This is a genomic window from Burkholderia ubonensis (assembly GCF_902833085.1).
In the GTDB taxonomy this organism is placed as follows: domain Bacteria; phylum Pseudomonadota; class Gammaproteobacteria; order Burkholderiales; family Burkholderiaceae; genus Burkholderia; species Burkholderia ubonensis.
The window spans coordinates 559,045-577,846 of sequence record NZ_CADFEB010000003.1; the positions used below are offsets into that span (position 1 = coordinate 559,045).

7 protein-coding genes are annotated in these 18,802 nt (G+C 60.5%); 3 read left to right on the forward strand and 4 right to left on the reverse strand.

What is annotated here, in order from left to right:
* Nucleotides 1-30 precede the first annotated feature (30 nt).
* From HWX31_RS09970 to HWX31_RS09985, 4 genes are all read right to left on the reverse strand, one after another.
* On the reverse strand, nt 31-1,137 hold the full coding sequence (locus HWX31_RS09970; RefSeq protein ID WP_174958925.1) for an ATP-binding protein: 1,107 nt from the start codon (nt 1,135-1,137) through the stop codon (nt 31-33).
* Between the two features lie 406 nt (nt 1,138-1,543).
* Nucleotides 1,544-6,034, reverse strand: coding sequence for an RHS repeat-associated core domain-containing protein (locus tag HWX31_RS09975; RefSeq protein WP_174958927.1), 4,491 nt, complete (start codon nt 6,032-6,034; stop codon nt 1,544-1,546).
* A gap of 327 nt (nt 6,035-6,361) precedes the next feature.
* Nucleotides 6,362-6,625 carry a hypothetical protein gene (locus HWX31_RS09980; protein WP_174958929.1) on the reverse strand — a complete coding sequence of 88 codons (264 nt, stop codon included), beginning with the start codon at nt 6,623-6,625 and terminating at the stop codon, nt 6,362-6,364.
* Nucleotides 6,626-6,697: 72 nt separating this feature from the next.
* Nucleotides 6,698-7,492: an alpha/beta fold hydrolase gene (locus tag HWX31_RS09985; protein ID WP_174958932.1), complete on the reverse strand. Its 795-nt coding sequence runs from the start codon at nt 7,490-7,492 to the stop codon at nt 6,698-6,700.
* Between the two features lie 652 nt (nt 7,493-8,144).
* Between HWX31_RS09985 and HWX31_RS09990 the strand changes: the two genes are divergently transcribed.
* From HWX31_RS09990 to HWX31_RS35460, 3 genes are all read left to right on the forward strand, one after another.
* Complete coding sequence (locus HWX31_RS09990) at nt 8,145-9,176, forward strand: helix-turn-helix domain-containing protein (protein ID WP_174958935.1); 1,032 nt, start codon at nt 8,145-8,147, stop codon at nt 9,174-9,176.
* A gap of 633 nt (nt 9,177-9,809) precedes the next feature.
* On the forward strand, nt 9,810-11,060 hold the full coding sequence (locus HWX31_RS09995) for an acyltransferase family protein (RefSeq protein ID WP_175933902.1): 1,251 nt from the start codon (nt 9,810-9,812) through the stop codon (nt 11,058-11,060).
* Nucleotides 11,061-11,110: 50 nt separating this feature from the next.
* A complete protein-coding gene (locus HWX31_RS35460; protein WP_174958941.1) occupies nt 11,111-18,748 on the forward strand; it encodes a non-ribosomal peptide synthetase in 7,638 nt (2,545 codons plus the stop codon).
* Nucleotides 18,749-18,802 lie beyond the last annotated feature (54 nt).

Sequence of the window (18,802 nt, forward strand, 5' to 3'; positions counted from 1 at the left end):
GTCCGTGATCGAGCATACTCATGTCACGCGTCACGGCAGGCGGTGACGCGCCGCGTAGTACGCGCGCCAGTGCGGCCCTTCGCGCCGCGCAGCCTTCTGCTCGAAGTAGCGGCGCAGCTTCGCGCGATCGTCGGCGTTGTCCTTGACGACGGTGCCGGCGATGCAGTCGACGAGATCCTGCGGCGACCCTTCGCGCTGCTCGAGAAACCATGCGCGCACCCCGACCGCATGCGCGACGTTCACCGCTTCGGCCGTCGACATCACCGCGGTCAGCCGGTCCATCGCGCCGTCGCCGCCCGCCGCATCGCCGGCCCCGCCGCGCAGATCGCGAAACGTCGTGACCAGCAATTCCAGCACCGGTTGCGGCACGGCCGCCGGAATGCCGCTGCCGGCCAGCAGGCGCGCGCTGGCTTCGCGCACGAGCGCGAGTTCGCTGTCGAAGTCGAGGATCGGAAACACGGTTTCGAAATCGAAACGCCGCTTGAGCGCCGCGCTCATCTCGTTCACGCCACGGTCGCGCGTGTTCGCGGTCGCGATGATGTTGAAGCCCTCGCGCGCGTACAGCATCCCGTGTTCGCCGTGCAGCTCGGGCACCGCCATCACGCGGTCCGACAGCATGCCGAGCAGGCAGTCCTGCACCTCCAGCGGCGCACGCGTGAGTTCCTCGAAGCGCACGATCCGGCCGTCGTTCATTCCCTGGTACAGCGGCGCGGGCACAAGCGCGCGTGGGCTCGGCCCTTCGTTGATCAGCAACGCGTAGTTCCAGCCGTACTTGATCTGGTCTTCGGTGATCGATGCGCCGCCCTGGATCGTCAGCGTCGACGTGCCGCTGATCGCGGCCGCCAGCAACTCGGACAGCATCGATTTCGCGGTGCCCGGCTCGCCGACCAGCATCAGCCCGCGGCCGGTCGCGAGCGTGACGAGCATGCGCTCGATGCTCGCGATCGGCGCGACCACCTTCGGCGTGATGCCGAGCGAGCGATCGCCGGCAATGAATGCGCGGGCGGCCGCGAGGCTGAGCTGCCAGCCCGGCGGTCGTGGACGGGCGCCATCCAGCGCCTTCAGTTCCGCGAGCTGATCGGCATACAGGACTTCAGCGGGCGGACGCTGCAATGCATGCGGTTGAGACGGAGCCATTTCTGCTTCTTCTTCTCTTGTATTCGCGGTCGGGCTTGAATGCCCTCGGACCGCGGATTATATCGCCCCGCCGGAGCTTGGCGAGGCAGTGTTGAGGTCGGGAACAATGGCTGGTCGGGAAGCGCTTGATACTATTGAGTATCGTTTTAGGGGCGGAGCGCCAGGCCTTGTCACGCTTAGATCGGTCGATGCGCCGGTACACCATCGGACGCGCTCCGTACAACGCCCCTTGCGATCGAACGCGTAGCAAACCTGCGTGCCGGTGTCCAACTGCAGCAGCACGCGGCGGTCATTCTCGTACGCATTGGTCGAGGCTTTCGTACGCTTGCCGAAGCGGTCATATTCGTAGACATGCTTGCCACCTGACGCCAGGATTCGCTCGCGCGGCAGGCCGTTATCGCCGATTTCAAGTTAATCTCGTGTGGTCGCTTGTAGGCTTCACTTGTGTAATTCGATATTTGGCGCCCGGGTTATAATCGATAATTCCGGTTATCTCAAACTCAACACCCCTCCAGATAACGGTCCCTGTAAAGGTTCTAATGTTGGTGGGGTCACCACGGTGCGAATCAGGTGCCGGCCCTTCAATAAGGCCGCGCTCAAATGCGCCCTGAACCGCATCTTTTACGTCAGGAACTCCCCAACCATCCGGAAACATATCCTTTCCATTCCATATCACATTATTACCTTGCCTCAAGTCCGCCTTATAGGGCGCGCCTAAACCATATGGTCGCGACCACCTGGTGACTATGATGCGGTGCGTGTTTGTTACGGACTCCGCATGATGCCCACCGGTAAAGCCGCCTTCGAGACTACCCGCGAGAACATGATCCCAATCAACGTCGTCTAGCGTGAACTTTGGTGGTTTAGGGACAACAGCGGCGTCCGCACTAGTCGATTCCTGATCTGCGTCTCCGCCCTTGGATTGATTGGACCTGTTATTGCCTTGGGCATGCCCGCCCGAATTTGGATCCCTTTTTTTGTTTGGATTATTTTTTCGGGCTGGAAACATCCCCAAGACATCAATCAATACGAGCGGATTATCAGGATATGCATAAAGATTAATCCCACCCGCCTGCCCCATGGGATCCGTTTGAAGATATCGACCGAGTGTAGGACTGTATGACCTAAACCGATTGCAATGCAGTCCTGTTTCCCGATCCAACCAGTGCCCCGGCCAGCGTAGGTCATACTCGACAGCATTGCCGGCGGCAATCTGAATCGCTCCGTAAGGATCGATGTCCCTTGCGCGCCACACTACCTCGCGATCGCTATTTTCGATCCACTCGGGTAATCCAACCTGATTGCAGAACACAAAATGCGCACGCCCTGTCTCGGGCAAGGCACCGACGCCAGGGTAATTAACGAACATGAACGGCAAGAACGCCGCCTCGTTCACGTACACATAGATTCGCAACCGTCCGTCCGCCCCGACCTCCGCTGCCAGCCGATCGCCATCCCAGCAGTACGTGGTACGCGCATCTCCTATCGCTTTGGCAACGCGCCGGCACAGCCCGTCGTACTCCGCCGTCCATGCCTCGCCCCGATCGCTCCACGTCACCTTCACCAGCAGGTCCAGGCTGTTGTAATGATAGGTCGTCCGGCGGTTATTCTCGTCGATCTCTTCGGCCAGGTGATTCCGGTGGTCGTAGCGGAACATACCGGCAGATGAGCTCACAAGCCGGTTGCCTTCAGCGTAGCGCGTCCACTGGCATGCGGGCGTCGACAGCAAATTGCCGCCTCGGTCATATTCGTAGCGCCGCACGGGCCACCCATCGCGCCTTTCGCCGGTCAGCCGATGGGCAGCGTCGTATTGGTACTCGGTGGTGCCGTTCGCGCTGTCGATCACGCGCCGTAGCTCCCCGGTCGCGCTGTACCGGTACTGCACCCAATGGACATCTCCCGTGTCGCCCTCCGGCCAAACAAGCCGCCCGGTACATCGGCCGTACCGATCGAACCCGCACAGCATGTTGGTACCGTTGTCCAGGCGCAGCAGAATTCGGCCTTCCGGGGTGCGCTCGAGCCGATGGGCGCCGCCGGCTGGCCCGTGGATCAGCACTTCGTTATCGCCAATTACTTCGTAACTCACGGTGAAGCGCTCGAGGTATGTCGTGCTGACGAGGCGCCCGCCGGCATAGACGTGCTCGACGCCGATGCCGTCGCGCTTGTCGGCTGTGAGTCGGCCGAGCGCATCGTGCGCCATCGTGACATCGAACTTGTCCGTAGACGCCTTGGTGAAGTGGCCGCGCTGATCGTACTCGTACCTGTGCACCTCGCCGCTTGCGAGAATGCGCTTGCTGCGCAAGCCGTTGTCGCCCACCTCGAAGCGCAACAGGATGTTGCCGGTGCCATCCCGTTTCTCGATCAGTCGATCGCCAGTGTCATACGCGTACGTCTCCCGAAGCACCCCGTGGCGCATTACGCTGGCAATGCGGCTCTTGAGATCATAGGTATAGGCGCTCTCGTTGCCGTTGCCATCGACGATGGCCGCGATTTTCCGTTTCGCCGTATACCTGTACCGGACGGTGTTCCCCAATGGATCGGTTTCACTCTCGCGCAGATTCCAAGACACGGGGCTGTAGACGTAGTCGCGTCCGTCCTGATCACGACGCTGCAGCGGATTTCCAGCCGCGTCATGTCGCCGCCGTTCAGTCCAGCCATACTCATCGGTATGGGCAATAATCAGGCCGGCCGCATCGCGTCGCTTCACCGGCGCAGCCGCGAGGACATCCCGCGCAAAGATCGTCTCGACGACGTTGGCGATTTTCGGGGGCAGCAATATCGCACGGCTCAGATCCTCCGGTTTGACTTCACCCCATTGCAACCCTAACGGTGTGTCAGGCACCTTGAGTGCCAACGGATTCGGCAAGTCCGGCGCTTCGTCCTTGACAGGCCAGACGTTGCCCCAGCGATCCACGCGTCCCGTGTTGCGCTCGTGCGCGTCGTAGAGCCATCGCAAGACCTGCCCGCCCGAGTCGATTTCCTCGGTGATGCGGCCGTCCTCGCCGATTACGTACTCCGTTGCGCCTCCATATGGATCGACGACGCGGATAATCGTCCCCACGTCGTTGTAGAGAACCGTCCACCTGCCGCCATCCCCCTCGGTCACAAGGGTGCGCCCCGGTTGGTATTGAAACTGGACGTGCAACAACCCGTCCTGCCCGCTACTCTCGACGCAACGGCCCTCAGCGTCGTAGCGATAGAAGAACGAGTAGCCGTTCGCATCGGTAAGTCGCGCCATGCGCCGCTGCACATCGTATTCACTGGCCGACGCCGCGTCGAGCGCGTTGCGGTAGCGGACCAGACAGCCGTTCGTATCGTATCCGTACCGGGAGATTCGGTTGGTCTGTCCATCGACGTCGGTCAGCGCGACTTCGACGATCCGCCCGTACTGGTCATAGTGAAATTGAGCTATCCGTCGAACATGGGCGCGTTCCTCGGATTGCTCGATTTTGCCGAGGCGCCCGTATGCATCCCAGTGCAGCCTGCTGCGCGCCTCATCACGGATATGACCCACACAACGGGCGGTCCGGTCCGTTGCCGAGGCCCGCTCAAACTCCAGGTCACCTGCCACCTCATGCCGGACGATGAAGCGCCGGCCGTCCACCTGTTCGATCTCGTAGCCCTGGCAGCCGCCGCCATATGTCCCGTCCGCCCGTCTGTTGAAGGCGTATTCTGTTCCGCGCGGATCGGTGTACATGGCGCGCGTGCGCAGCAGTTGCAGCTCGTGTTGCCAGCTATGCCTGAATCCGTATCCCAGCACGCCATCCCGCTCATGCCAACCGCTGCAGTAGTAGCGCCCCCATTTGAACGGCACAACCTCGTCGGTCTCGTAATCCGTGAAGTCGTTCTCGACCTCTCCCGTAACGGCGCTAACCGGCTCACCCCACAACTCACAGGCCAGTTTCTGCGCCCATTTCGGCAACTTCGGCCTTACCTTCTTCCCGATCCCATGCTTGATTCCATGCCACATCATCTGCGAATCCGGCATCGGCAACCCGCCGATCAGAACGGTAGGGTTGCCGTCCATCAGCATGCCCATGCTCGGCTCGATCCCCGGATCCTTGCCCATCAAATTACTGAGCGCCATCATCGCGGCGTCCGCGGCCGTCTGCGCGGCCATCATCGCTGCCGCCAGTTCCTCGCCATGCTCGGCGTCGGCGGCAGCGCCCGCCACGCCCGACGCAGGCCCCACCGCCGCATTGCCGACCTTCCATGCCTTGCCTGCGCGCCCCATCCAGCCCGCACGGCTCGATACCTCGGCGGCTTCGCCCGCGGCTTCTTCGCCTTTCTCCGTAGCCCCCTCCGCTTCTTGACCGGACTTCCCCCCGTGCCCCATCGGATTGCAATGCCGCGTCATGTCGATGCCCATGCGCGCCGCACGCATCCCGCCGATGAACGTATTGCTCGAACCCGTTTGAATGTCGAAAAGAGGCGTCAGCCCACCGCACGTCGGCGCGATGCCGATATCCGTCACGCGGGCCGCCGGTATGCCGCCGATCAGCACACTCAGGCAGCCGCTCCCGATCGTCCCGCCGACGCTCGGCAACGGAAACCCGTCGCTCGGCGGATGATCGTGCGCGTGCGGCGTGCCGAGATGCGCGGCGCCGATGGTGGCAGCCGGCATCCCCGGCATCTTGTCGAGCAGCGGGATCTGGGCGATGCCGGTATTGAGCAGCTGCGAAGGCGCACTCTGCAGCGACGCCAGTGCATTCACGGCCTCGCCAAGATGATGAAGCGTGCTCCCCTTCGACGAGAAGGTTTCCTTGAACGGGTCGCAAGTTGACTTGATCGTGTCAAGAAGCGCGTCGCAAGACGTGTCGACCTTGGATTCTGGCCGCGTCTCGTCGCGCGGTGGCGGATCGGAGGCACGAACCAACCGGTTTTCCGAGTCGCTCATCGCTGTGCCCCACTCCTATCCGGCTACCGTGTGCAGCAGACGCCGCGGCTCCACACCGGCGAGTCGCGAAAGGCGAATCCTTTCCCAACTCGTTCGTCTGGTCTCGGTTTTCAGGCCAGCTTTCGCATCGAGCGACACGAGTCGATCAAGAATGTTGCCGCGCTGCCTTCCGCTGCCAAACTGCTCGCACAGGCGCATCGCATCGATCCGGTTCTTTGCGGCTTTGGCCGTCTTGCCGCACGCGAACAGCGCGACGCTGCCCCTTCTCCGTCTCGATCTTCGTATGAACGAGCGTCAGCCAGCCGGCGGCACCATCGCGAGACCGAATTAGGCCACCGCGTTCGCCAACACCTTGACGCAGGCGACGCGGATCCCCCGGATCGTCGCGTCCAAGCGGAATTGCCTGTTTTTCTTGGGGGTGGAAACCGCAACGTACGCAAGTTTCAACCAATCGAGCGCAACGTTCCGTGGGCTCAGGAACTCTAGCGCACATTCATCTAACGATTGATTTGACACTTGTAACTTTTTGAAACGCGCAGACGGAACGAGCATTTCAATGCGATTGAAATCCATTTTGGATAATGTGTTCATGGCGTGGCATGCTTCCAGCAGCCGCAATATCTCGTATGGTGTGACAGCGTCACACGCCTGCCGAGGCGACGCCTAATTGATCGGCGAACTAAGGAAATCAAGCAACAGTGCGTGGAAATCATCGGGCTGTTCGAACCACGGGTTGTGGCCGGCTTTTTCGAAGACATGCAAGCGATGCCTCTTGATCACCGATGCCATGAAGCTGACATCCGCCAGTTCGACCAGCATGTCCTCGTCGGCCGAAATCAGCAGCGTCGGGCAGCGGATTTCGCCAACCCAGGACCGGGAGTCAAAGGACGACATCGCGTGCAACTGCTGCTTCAGCCCGATTTCGCTGACGGGTGCCGGTGCGGCGCTAACCAGTTGCTCGACCGAGCCCGGCCTCGTCATATAGTCATTGGACAGCCCAGTCACCGCAAAGAATCGTCCCACGATGGCGCTCGGGATGTCCGCCTGCAACATCTCGATCCGCAGCCGGGCGAATTGCAGGAGGCGGGGGCTGGCCTTGACCGGCGAGCACAGGATCGTGGCTGATCGGGCTATTTCCGGGTGCCGAGCCGCGATTTCCTGAACCACGCATCCGCCAAATGATGCGCCGACGAAATCCGCGGAGGACAAACCCAGTGTCGCAATCAGGCCGATGGTGTCCTCCGCCATCATCTTCACCGTATACGCATGGTCCGGGCACGAGGACTGTCCGACTCCGCGATTATCGAGGAAGATCACCCGATATTGACGACTGAGCACGTCGGCCGTGTATTGCCAGACCCGATGATCCATGCCGAAGCCGGCAATCAGGACAATGGGACGTCCTTTCCCTTGGCTTTCATAGTACAGATCGATACCGTTGACATGTGCGATAGGCATGGCGCGCGTTGAAATCAGGAAAATGGGTTGACGGTCGATCCGATCATCTACCGCGGCAATCGGTTTAAAGCTTCGAGTGCTGCAAATCTGATCCGATCGTTCGATCCATGCACCGCCCCTGCTCGAGAGAAGCGTGAGTATGGATGGTCTCAGCCTGTTGCCTGTCGATTGGCCTGGTCGTATGGTTTTTCATCAGGTCCGGACCCTTGTGTTGACATGAGCCGGGCATAGGTCCAGATTAAGTCGGTTTATGGTTATGCGGTAGCGCGTTTTGTCTCAGACCACGGCTGATTTATCGCAAGCGACTCGACTGACTTGGTTCGACTTGTCCCTATATCTCCGGACACACGCTGGAACGAACTCGTTAATATTGCAAATCAGGTATTCGACGGATTTCCTTAATGACGCAATTTGCGAAGACCCAACCTCCTTCACATATGGATTTTCTTGCCGGACGAGATACCGACCCTCGATAACCAGCGAGTGCATGCGCGGATTTGCGAACACCGCCACGAACGAAAAAGCAACCAGTTCTCGAACCGTCGAACTACAATCTGAGCACCACACAGCACCTCCCTCCTCGCCTGTTCAACTTCACCGAAACGGGTGTTCAATTCCCCCGAAATACGCATCATGTGTATTGGAGCGCGATATGCATAACCCGATGATCTTTGAATTCTCGACGTTGAACTACGCCACCCAAGAAAAACTCGATGCCTGGCGGGATCAAAATCGATTGGCCGATGTGAACCCAAGAAAAGCTGGCACGTCCATGCTCGACAGCAATTTTCTTGGCATACACATCAATCAGATCATGTTCGGATCGCTGACCCACATTGCCAATTTACAATCTGATTTCATTCGGTACGACGCGATTCGATCCCGCAGGAACATCCAGCAAGACGGTTGCGATCACTACTACTTTAGAACGAGCGCCGTGCATGCATGGCAAGCCAACATTCACGGGCACTCCGTTCAAGTCCTTCCAAACCAGATTGCCATCATCGATCTTTCAAAACCTTGCCAGGTCGAGATTCAGGCCGGGAATGTCGAAATATTGATGATTCCGAGAAACTTCATCCCATTCGATATAGCAAACCGGGGCGATGCCATCATCACGAACACGCTGGCAACGTTGTTCAGTCAATATCTGCATACCCTCGCGTCCAAGATCAGGGACATCTCCTCCGCCGAGGCGCCGGGGATCGCGCAGGCAACCCTGGGCATGCTCGTCGCGGCGTTGATGCCCAACCAGGACAATCTTCGCCAGACCCAGGAATATTTCAGCGTTGAAATGTTCAACAAAATCAAGAAATATATCGACGCAAATCTGAAATCCCCATCCCTGCGTGTGGAAAAAATCTGCAAAGATATGGGTTTATCGCGTGCAAGACTATACCGGATTTTCTCTGAAAATGGCACCGGCGTCGCGGAATACATCAAGCTGGCACGTTTGCGGAAAATTTATTCCACTCTGTTGATTCCGGCAACGGAAAAGCCACGGCTATCTGATTTGGCCTATCAGTATGGATTTTACAGCGCCTCCGCTTTATCCAAGGATTTCAAAAAATCCTTTGGGTGCGCGCCCAATGAAATCCAGCATTCCACATGGAACGGCTTGACCGCCGAAGATGAATGTCCATATAGCATTTCCCATGACTTCAAGCACTGGCACAAAATATGATGCCCGCTTTCAAAAATGGAATTGCCTTAGGGTGAGCTGACACTTGCGCCTGGAAGTCCGTCCAACCAACTGCCCGCTGCCGGACTTTGAATAGCGAGTAAACGTCGGGACGCATCGAACCGTGTCGTGGGCTCACGACGTGGTGTCGCCGCCCGTTCTTTGGTAAATGTTTAAACCAATACAATAGCCTTACATCGCAGTCACGAAAAACATTACATGTGGCGAGACGATTCCATATCGATTTGAGACAAATTCCGCTTTGACAATTCAACGATCTAATTTAGCCTAGGCGTCGAGGATTAGTTCATTTAATAAAAAGTGCATCGACCCCGGTTGACCTGAGAAATAACGCGCAAACACGCCATCAATCAACACGACCCAACATATCCCGCAATGCCGAAAATGCGCCACCCGGCATCCAACGGATTTGTTAAAAAGAAACTTAATTTATTATTGTAAGAAAAGACATGGACGAGACTTCCAGATTTATCGCCTCGCATCGTCAGCGCCCCTAGCTTCGGAAGCCAACCCGCATACGTCACCCGCCGGAAGGAATCGCAAAGCGCACCGCGGCAGAAACCTTTCGTATTTGTTTCCGGATGTTTTCAAATTCAAATCGCGCAACTCCATTTGATGATCGAGCAAGACATGCAATCTAGAAATCTAGAGCTGGATCGCTTACGCGCCTTTGCGGTTCTCATGACGCTGAACTTCCATTTTGAGAATTTGCTCTTTCCGTGGACGTTATTCCATCCATATCGAGTGGATGGTACGCCGCTCAACGTCTTCAACAACTCGTGGAGCGGCGTCGATCTGTTCCTGGTGATATCCGGATTCATCATCTGCAAGACCATCGTAGAAAAACTGGACCAGCTCCGCGACTCCCCCAGCCTGCTCGTCGCCTATGTGAAAGCCTTCTATGTCCGGAGAATTTTTCGGATATACCCGGTAGCCTGGACAGTATTTTTTCTGGTTCTGGCTGGCAGCATAATTTTTAACGAAGGAGACTATTTTTCATCACCGACGAACAACATCGAATCAGGCATCACCATATTCACGTATACATATAATTACTTCGCGGTCCATCACTGCTTCTCCCAGACCTGCGCACTGGGCCCTTACTGGAGCCTGTCGCTCGAGGAACAGTTTTATTTCATCCTCCCGTTCTTTCTGATACTGACCGGCTCGACCCGCCTCAGAATCTGGATCCTGGTCGGCCTGCTTCTGGCCATTACTTTCATTGTCCGGCCGGTGTTGCATGACGACGTATTGTTTTTCTTCATGCAGAACCGTGGAGACGGTCTGCTTTACGGCTGCCTGATATATTTTCTGACGCAGCAGCCATGGTTCAAGGTGATTCAGCTGCCGCCGGGCCGCAGCAGCTGGTTGAGCAGCCTGCTGGTAGCGACGCTTCTTCTCATTCTCGCGGGCATTCCCGGTGTCGGATTCTCCTCGAGCCTCGTCATTCCTGTCGCATGCTGGATCTCGCTCATCTTGGTGACCATTGCTTCGTGCGAGGCAAACATCATCAATTTTCCTCGGCCGGTTAATTTGCTTCTCGATTATCTGGGCTCACGTTCCTACAGCATGTATCTGGTTCACATGCCGATGGTGACACTGACCCAGGAAATCCTGCTCCGCTACAGCAGGAAAATCCACGAACCTCTCGGCACTCAATTATTGCCCGAGTACCTGATACTCGCCTCATCACTTTCGCTGATCGCAACAGAAATCATTTATCGCGTCATTGAGCGGCCCATGATCGCGAAAGGAAAAATGGTTTCCGAACGAATCCTTGATCTGCATGGAATCCCGGCCAAAAAGTCTACGGCCACGCAAAGAAATCCGGTCCTCGAGACCAGTCCTGGTGCATTGGTCAAGTAGCCCCCTTCCCCTTTTCAATCGACGGTCCAATCCGAACTTCGATCACGATCATGAGCCTCAGCAACGAACTCTTCGAACATACGTCCGCATCGGCCAATCGGTCGGTAAGCCACGTCATCCATTCTGAAAAGCAATATCGATTGTCATCCGCGCAACAGCGGCTTTGGCTTCTCGATCAGCTGAACGGGAATGAGGGCACATTCAGTTTTCAGGTCGGCCTCCATTTGCACGGCCCCCTGGATCGAACGGCGCTGCGTCGCGCGCTTGACGGAATCGTCGCTCGGAACGAGATATTGCGGACCACGTTCGCATCTGCCGACGGCGAACCCCTGCCACGTGTGGCGCCCGAATCCGGCTCCGGGTTTCATCTGACGGACCATGACGTCCAGGCGCACGCCGAACCGTTGAAGGAGCGCGATCGCCTGATCGCGATGGACGCGCGCATGCCCATGAACCTGGAGCAGGGTCCGCTGATTCGAGGGACGCTGATTCGGGAGTCCGAACAGGAACACACGCTGCTGATGACTGCCCATCGGATTGTCGCCGACCACGTGTCGATGGAAATTCTGCTTCGAGAACTCGATTCGCTGTATCGCGCGGAAGATCCGCTGCCGCCGGTGACCATTCAATACCGCGACTACGTACGCACACAGCAGCAATCCGGGCTTGCGCAGGAAGCGTGGGAAAGCCGTGACGTCGAGGTTTCGAGCACACGCTCCACCATGCTGACGATTCCCGTTGATCGTGAGCGGCCGCTGCAACGTGATTTCGCCAGCGAAGTTATCGAAGGCCACTTGGCAGTCGAGCTCACGCAATGCCTGAAAGCGCTGGCCCGCCGCAATGAGACTTCGTTGTTCGTCACGCTGCTCACGGGTTGGGCCGTGCTGCTCGCCAGGTTGTCGGGGCAAGGTGAAGTGCTTGTCGGCACGTCAACCGATACACGCGGCACCGGGCAAGCGTCCGGCATGATCGGCTGTTTCTCGGACACGCTCGCGTTACGGCTGGACTGCGCGGATGCGCCATCGACGGCGGAAATGCTGGTCCGCGTCCAGTCGAAACTGGCGCAAGCCCGGCAGTACCGGGGCATTCCGCTGGAGCGCGCGCTGGAAGTCGCCGCATCGACTCATGGCACGTCCCGCGGCCCGGTATTCCAGGCCATGTTCTCCGAGTACGGGCAGCAAACGAGGCAGTTCCGGCTGCCGGGCCTGACGGTTACACCGGCAAAGGTGGCTTCGCGGGGCGCCGCGCTCGCGGACCTGGCCCTCTCCTTCCGGGACGCAGGGGAAACCGTCGTGTTCCGTGTCGAATACGCAACCGAATTGCTTGATCGGAGTACGGTCGAGCGTCACATCGAAAACTGGCGCACCCTTCTGGCCGCGATGACGGATGACGAACATCGTCCGGTGGACCGGCTGTCGCTGCTCTCCGAGCAGGAGCGGCGGCAACTGCTCGTCGAATGGAACGATACCGCCGCGCCCTACGCACACACCCAGTGCATTCACGAACTGTTTCAGGCCTGGGCGTCGCGAACGCCCGATGCAATTGCCGCGGTACAGGGCGACGTTCGGCTGTCGTATGCGGAATTGAACGAGCACGCCAACCGGCTGGCCCATTACCTGAGGAAGCTGGGCGTCGTGCCGGATCAGCGTGTCGCGATCTGCGTCGAGCGGGGTCCGTCCATGCTGGTCGGCATCTGGGCCGTCCTCAAGGCCGGCGCGGCCTATGTGCCCCTGGATCCCGCCTATCCCGCGAACCGTCTGGCCCACATGCTGCGCGACAGCGCCCCGGTGGCGGTGCTCACGCAAGGGGAACTGGATGACCTCTGGGACGGCGATCTCGGCGAGGCGCTTGCCGGGGCGCCCAGGCTCGACTTGACCGCGAAAAACCCGCCGTGGGCACACCTGCCCACGACAAATCCGGACCGCGAATCGATCGGCCTGATGCCCGCGCACCTCGCTTACGTGATCTACACGTCGGGATCGACGGGACTGCCGAAGGGCGTGATGGTCGAACACGGCGGCGTCGTCAGTATGGCCGTCGCGCAAGCCCGGGGCTTCACGGTGTCCCCGGCCAGTCGCGTTCTGCAATTTGCCTCCTTCAGTTTTGACGCATGCATTTTCGAGATCGTCATGGCGCTGTGCCATGGGGCGACGCTTTATTACCCTGCGCCCGGCGCGATCCTGGTGGGCGATACGCTGATCCACACCATCGACGAATACGGCATCACCCACGCGACGCTGACGCCCGCGGTACTGGCCGGATTGTCCGAGCGCGCCCGCCTGGCGTCGGTCGATACCCTGATCGTCGCCGGCGATGCGCTGCCGCAGGCAATGGTGCAACGCTGGGGACGAGGCCGTCGACTCATCAATGCCTATGGGCCGACCGAGGCAACGGTATGGGCGAGCCAGTACGATTGCCGTCACGACGATCCGCGCAAGCCGCCGATCGGGCGGCCGATTGCGAACGCGAAGCTCTATGTCCTGGACGAACACCGGCAACCGGTACCCATCGGCGTGGCCGGCGAACTTTACGTTGGCGGTGTCGGGGTCGCGCGCGGCTATCTGAATCGTGCGGAGCTGACTGCCGAACGCTTCCTCCACGCCCCTTTCTCCGGGCGGGACGACGCGAAGATGTACCGAACGGGCGATCTCGCTCGCTGGCTGCCCGACGGCAACATCGAATATCTCGGCCGTTGCGACTTCCAGGTCAAGGTGCGGGGCTTCCGGATCGAATTGGGCGAGATCGAATCCCGGCTCGCCATGTATCCAGGCGTGCGCGAAGTCGCGGTGCTCGTGCGCGAAGACACTCCGGGCGATCAGCGACTTGTCGCCTACTTTGCGCGTCCCGCGGATGCCGGCGTTCCGGAAGGTCCGGACAGCGTCAATGCGAGCCTGCGCGATTACCTGGCGGAACATTTGCCGGAGCACATGGTGCCGGCCGCCTATGTGCGACTGGAGACCTTGCCGCTTACGCCCAACGGCAAGCTCGACCGCAAGGCGCTGCCCGCGCCGGACACCGATGCATACGTCACGGCGGAATACGAAGCGCCGCAAGGGCGCGCCGAAACGATCATCGCGGAAATCTGGGCCGATCTGCTCAAGGTCAAACGCGTGGGTCGTTGCGATCAATTCTTTCAGATGGGCGGCAATTCGCTGTTGGCGGTCACCCTCATGGAGCGCATGCGCGCGAGGGGACTGCGCGCCGACGTGCGCGCAGTCTTCACGAATCCGACGCTGGCCCTGCTGGCGGCCGGCGCGAGCCAAGGCGAGCTCCGCGCCGAATCGCCGGGCAATCTGATTCCGGCGGGCTGCACCGCCATCACGCCGGCAATGCTTCCGTTGCTCGACCTGGAACAGGCCGAGATCGATCGTATCGTCGAAAGCGTGCCCGGCGGTGCCGCCAACGTTCAGGACATCTATCCGCTGGCGCCACTGCAGGAAGGCATCCTGTTCCATCATCTGATGGCGACCGATGCCGACCCTTACCTGTTGTCGCGCATGACCAGCTTCGATCGGCGCGAGCGCCTCGACAGCTATTTGCGCGCGCTGCAATCGGTCATGGATCGTCACGACGTCCTGCGTACCGCCATCGTGTGGGATGGCCTGTCGGCGCCGGTGCAAGTGGTATGGCGTCGTGCACCGTTGCCGGTGGACGAGATCGTGCTCGATCCGGATCAGGAAGACGGCGTGCAGCAACTGCAACGCCTCGTCGCCCCCCGGCATACGCGTTTCGACGTGCACAAGGCGCCGCTGATGCGGGCGGCCATTGCGCACGACGTGAAGGAAGGTCGCTGGCTGATGCTGATGCTGTTCCATCACCTGATGTGTGACGATGCGACGCTGGACGTCATGCGCTCCGAAATCCAGGCACATCTGCTCGGGCAAGACGGCCAGTTGCCGGAACCGCTGCCGTTCCGGAATTTCGTCGGCGAGGCGCGCCGCGCCGGTAACGGCTCGCAATCGCACAAGGAATTCTTCCAGCGCATGCTCGGCGATGTGGATGAACCCACCGCGCCATTCGGTCTGCTCCAGGTCCAGGGCGACGGCACCGACATCGACGAGGCCCGCCTGACGCTGGCGCCGGAATGGGCGGAACGCTTGCGCACGCGCGCCCGCAAGCTCGGCGTCAGTCCGGCGAGCGTGTGTCACCTGGCTTGCGCCCAGGTACTGGCCCGCGTCTCCGGGCGCGACGATGTCGTGTTCGGCACGACCCTGTTTGGACGCATGGACGGACAAGCAGGCATCGACCGCGTCATGGGCTTGTTCATGAACACGCTGCCGATCCGGATCAAGCTGGGCGACGAAGATGTCGTGTCGGGCGTGAGGCGCACCCAGTCTCTATTGGCCGAGCTTCTGTCCCACGAGCATGCGTCGCTGGCCCTGGCGCAAAGCTGCAGTGCGGTACCGGCGCCCGCCCCGTTGTTTACCGCGCTGTTCAATTATCGCCACGGCCTGAGCCGGGAGCAGGTCCGCACCGACGAGGAACGGCGGGCCTGGGAGGGCATACAGGCACTCCACGGCGAGGAGCGGACCAATTATCCCCTGACGTTGTCGGTCGATGATCTGGGCGATGCTTTCAAGCTCAAAGCGCAAACCCAGGCGCCGCTCGAGGCCATGCGCGTCTGCCATTTCATGCGCACCGCAATGGAACGCCTGGTGGAAGCACTGGAACATGCTCCGGCTACGGCAACGAAACGTATCGATGTGTTGCCGGAAGCCGAGCAAGGACAAGTGCTCCACGAGTGGAACGACACGCGCACCGACTATCCGGCCGACCGCTGCATCCACGAGCTGATCGAGGCGCAAGCGCGGCGAACCCCGGATGCCGTGGCGGCAATGCAGGCCGATCACTCGCTGACCTACGCGCAGTTGAATGCACGGGCCAATCAACTCGCCCATCATCTGCGCGCACTCGGCGTCGGGCCGAACGACCGCGTCGCAGTCTGCATCGAGCGAGGCCTGCCCATGCTGACCGGCCTCCTCGCGGTGCTCAAGACCGGCGCGGCTTACGTGCCGCTGGACCCGGCCTATCCCGCCGACCGGCTGACCTACATGCTGCGGGACTGCGCACCGGCCGCAGTACTGACTCAGGCCGGTGTGGAACCCGTCTGGACACGCACGTCGAGCGCCGGCGCCACGTTGCCGATACTGGATCTGACCGAGACACCGTGTCGGTGGAGCAGCGAATCGACCGACAATTTGTCGAGCACGGTCACCGGCGTCACGCCCCGGGACCTGGCCTACGTGATCTATACGTCCGGCTCAACCGGTACGCCCAAAGGGGTGATGGTCGAGCATCGCGGGGTCGTCAATCTGTTGACCTCGATGCGGAGCATCGTCGACATCGGATCGGCGGACCGGATTCTCTCGTTGACGACGTTCGCCTTTGACATCGCCGCGCTGGAGTTCTATCTGCCGCTGATTTGCGGCGCTCGCGTCATCCTGCTGGACAGGGCCAGCGCCCACGATCCGGCGGCGGTGAGCGACGCGCTGCTTCGTTTCGGCGCCACGATGCTGCAAGCCACACCGGCAACCTGGCGATTGCTGGTTGAAAGCGGCTGGCATGCCACGCCGGGATTCAAGGCGCTGTGCGGCGGCGAGGCGCTCAGCGGAGAACTGGGCGAGCGGTTGCGCGAACGCGTCGACAGCGTCTGGAATGTATACGGCCCGACCGAAACGACCATCTGGTCGACCGCCACGCGCCTGGACAATCGCGCGGGTTTCCGGCCGATCAACGAATCCATCGGCCGTCCGATTTCGAACACCAGAATCTATCTGCTCGACGACCAGGGGCGGCCCGCGCCCGTCGGGGTCGCCGCGGAGCTCCATATCGGCGGCGACGGCGTCGCGCGCGGCTATCTGAACCGTCCGGAGTTGAGTGCCGAGCGATTCCTGCGGGATCCGTTCTCGGATCAGGACGGCGCACGCATGTACAGGACCGGCGACCTCGCGCGCTGGCTGCCCGGTGGAGACATCGAATATCTCGGCCGCAACGATTTCCAGGTAAAGCTGCGCGGCTTCCGGATCGAGCCGGGCGAAATCGAGGCGCGTCTGCTGGAGCATCCGCGCATTCGCGAGGCCGTCGTGCTGGCGCGCGAAGACGTCAAAGGCGACCAGCGACTGGTCGCCTACGTGGTGCCGCACGAGCCGGACGTCGAACACGACATGGCGTCCGCGGCGGATCAAGCCGCGGTCGGGTTCAGCCTGTTCTTCTTCGGCGCGGATACCTATGCCGCGAACGACAAATACCGGCTCTATCTCCAATCCGCCCGGTTTGCCGATGAACACGGCTTTGAGGCAATCTGGACACCGGAACGACATTTCCACCATGTCGGCAGTCTGTACCCCAATCCTTCGGTATTGAATGCCGCACTGGCCACCATCACGCGGAACGTCAAGCTGCGCGCCGGCAGCGTCGTGCTTCCGATGCACAACCCGATCCGGGTCGCGGAGGAATGGGCGGTGGTCGACAACCTGTCCGGAGGCCGCGTCGGCATGGCGCTCGCCACCGGCTGGCATTCCCGCGATTTCGTGCTTGCTCCGGACAACTACGCAAGCCGCAAGCAGGTGCTGCAAGACGGCATCGCAACGCTCAAGACCCTTTGGGCGGGCAACGCCGCGACATTCCGGGACGGCCTCGGCGCTGCGTCCGACGTGCGGATTTTTCCGCAACCGCTGCAACACGAGCTGCCGCTATGGATTACCGCCGCGGGCAACGCCGATACCTTCGTCCACGCCGGGAAAATCGGTGCGCATGTTCTGACCCATCTGCTTGGACAAACGGTCGAGCAGGCCGCGGAGAACATCGCGCTGTACCGCAAGACGCGGCTGGAACATGGTCACGATCCGGCGACCGGCAAGGTGACGATGATGATCCACACCTTCGTCAGCGACGACGAGGACGCGGCGTTCGTGAAATCCAGGCAGCCGTTCATGAACTACCTGCGCGCACATCTGGGTTTGCTGGCGCCGATGCTGAAAAGCCTGAACATTTCGACGGACAGCCTCTCCGAGCAGGATCTCGACAACATCGTCGCGCATGCGTTCGATCGCTACTCCCGTACCGCGTCGCTGATCGGCACGCCGCGGACCTGCCTGCCGCTCGTCAACCAGCTCAGGGATTCGGGCGTCGACGAGATCGCTTGCCTGATCGACTGGATGAATCCCGACGACGCGTTGCCCGCGCTCGATTCCCTGCGCGCGCTGCGCGATTCGATCGCGCTTGCGCCACCGGATGCCCGGACGCTCAGACGATATTGCCGGGCCGAGCTGCCGGAATATATGGTTCCGTCGGCCTATGTGCAGCTCGACGCCATGCCGCTGACACCCAACGGCAAGCTGGACCGCAAGGCGTTACCGCCACCGGACATGCAGTCCTTCACGGTGAAGGGATACGAGGCACCGCAAGGCGAACTCGAAAACGCCATCGCGCGAATCTGGGCGGAACTGGTCGGCGTGGAGCGCGTCGGGCGCCACGATCACTTCTTCGAACTGGGCGGGAATTCGTTGCTGGCGGTGCAGTGCATGTCCCGCTTGCGGCAGATCACGAAGATGGAACTCGCGTTGAGTACGTTGTTCGCGCAACCGGTTCTGAGCGAGCTGGCCCGAAAGCTGAGCGAACGCGACGTGCAGCCGGCGCTCGTGGACGAATCGCAGGCCTGCCCCGCGATGAGAACGCGCACGCCCTGACGATGCAATTCCCGGACGGCACCGGTCGGTGCCGTCGGTTACCGGCGAAATCAT

Excerpts from the sequence above, each read along its gene's own strand:
- HWX31_RS09970 (WP_174958925.1), bottom strand. The coding sequence starts at position 1,137 with ATGGCTCCGTCTCAACCGCATGCATTGCAGCGTCCGCCCGCTGAAGTC.
- HWX31_RS09975 (WP_174958927.1), bottom strand. The coding sequence starts at position 6,034 with ATGAGCGACTCGGAAAACCGGTTGGTTCGTGCCTCCGATCCGCCACCG.
- HWX31_RS09980 (WP_174958929.1), bottom strand. The coding sequence starts at position 6,625 with ATGAACACATTATCCAAAATGGATTTCAATCGCATTGAAATGCTCGTT.
- HWX31_RS09985 (WP_174958932.1), bottom strand. The coding sequence starts at position 7,492 with ATGCCTATCGCACATGTCAACGGTATCGATCTGTACTATGAAAGCCAA.
- HWX31_RS09990 (WP_174958935.1), top strand. The coding sequence starts at position 8,145 with ATGCATAACCCGATGATCTTTGAATTCTCGACGTTGAACTACGCCACC.
- HWX31_RS09995 (WP_175933902.1), top strand. The coding sequence starts at position 9,810 with ATGATCGAGCAAGACATGCAATCTAGAAATCTAGAGCTGGATCGCTTA.
- HWX31_RS35460 (WP_174958941.1), top strand. The coding sequence starts at position 11,111 with ATGAGCCTCAGCAACGAACTCTTCGAACATACGTCCGCATCGGCCAAT.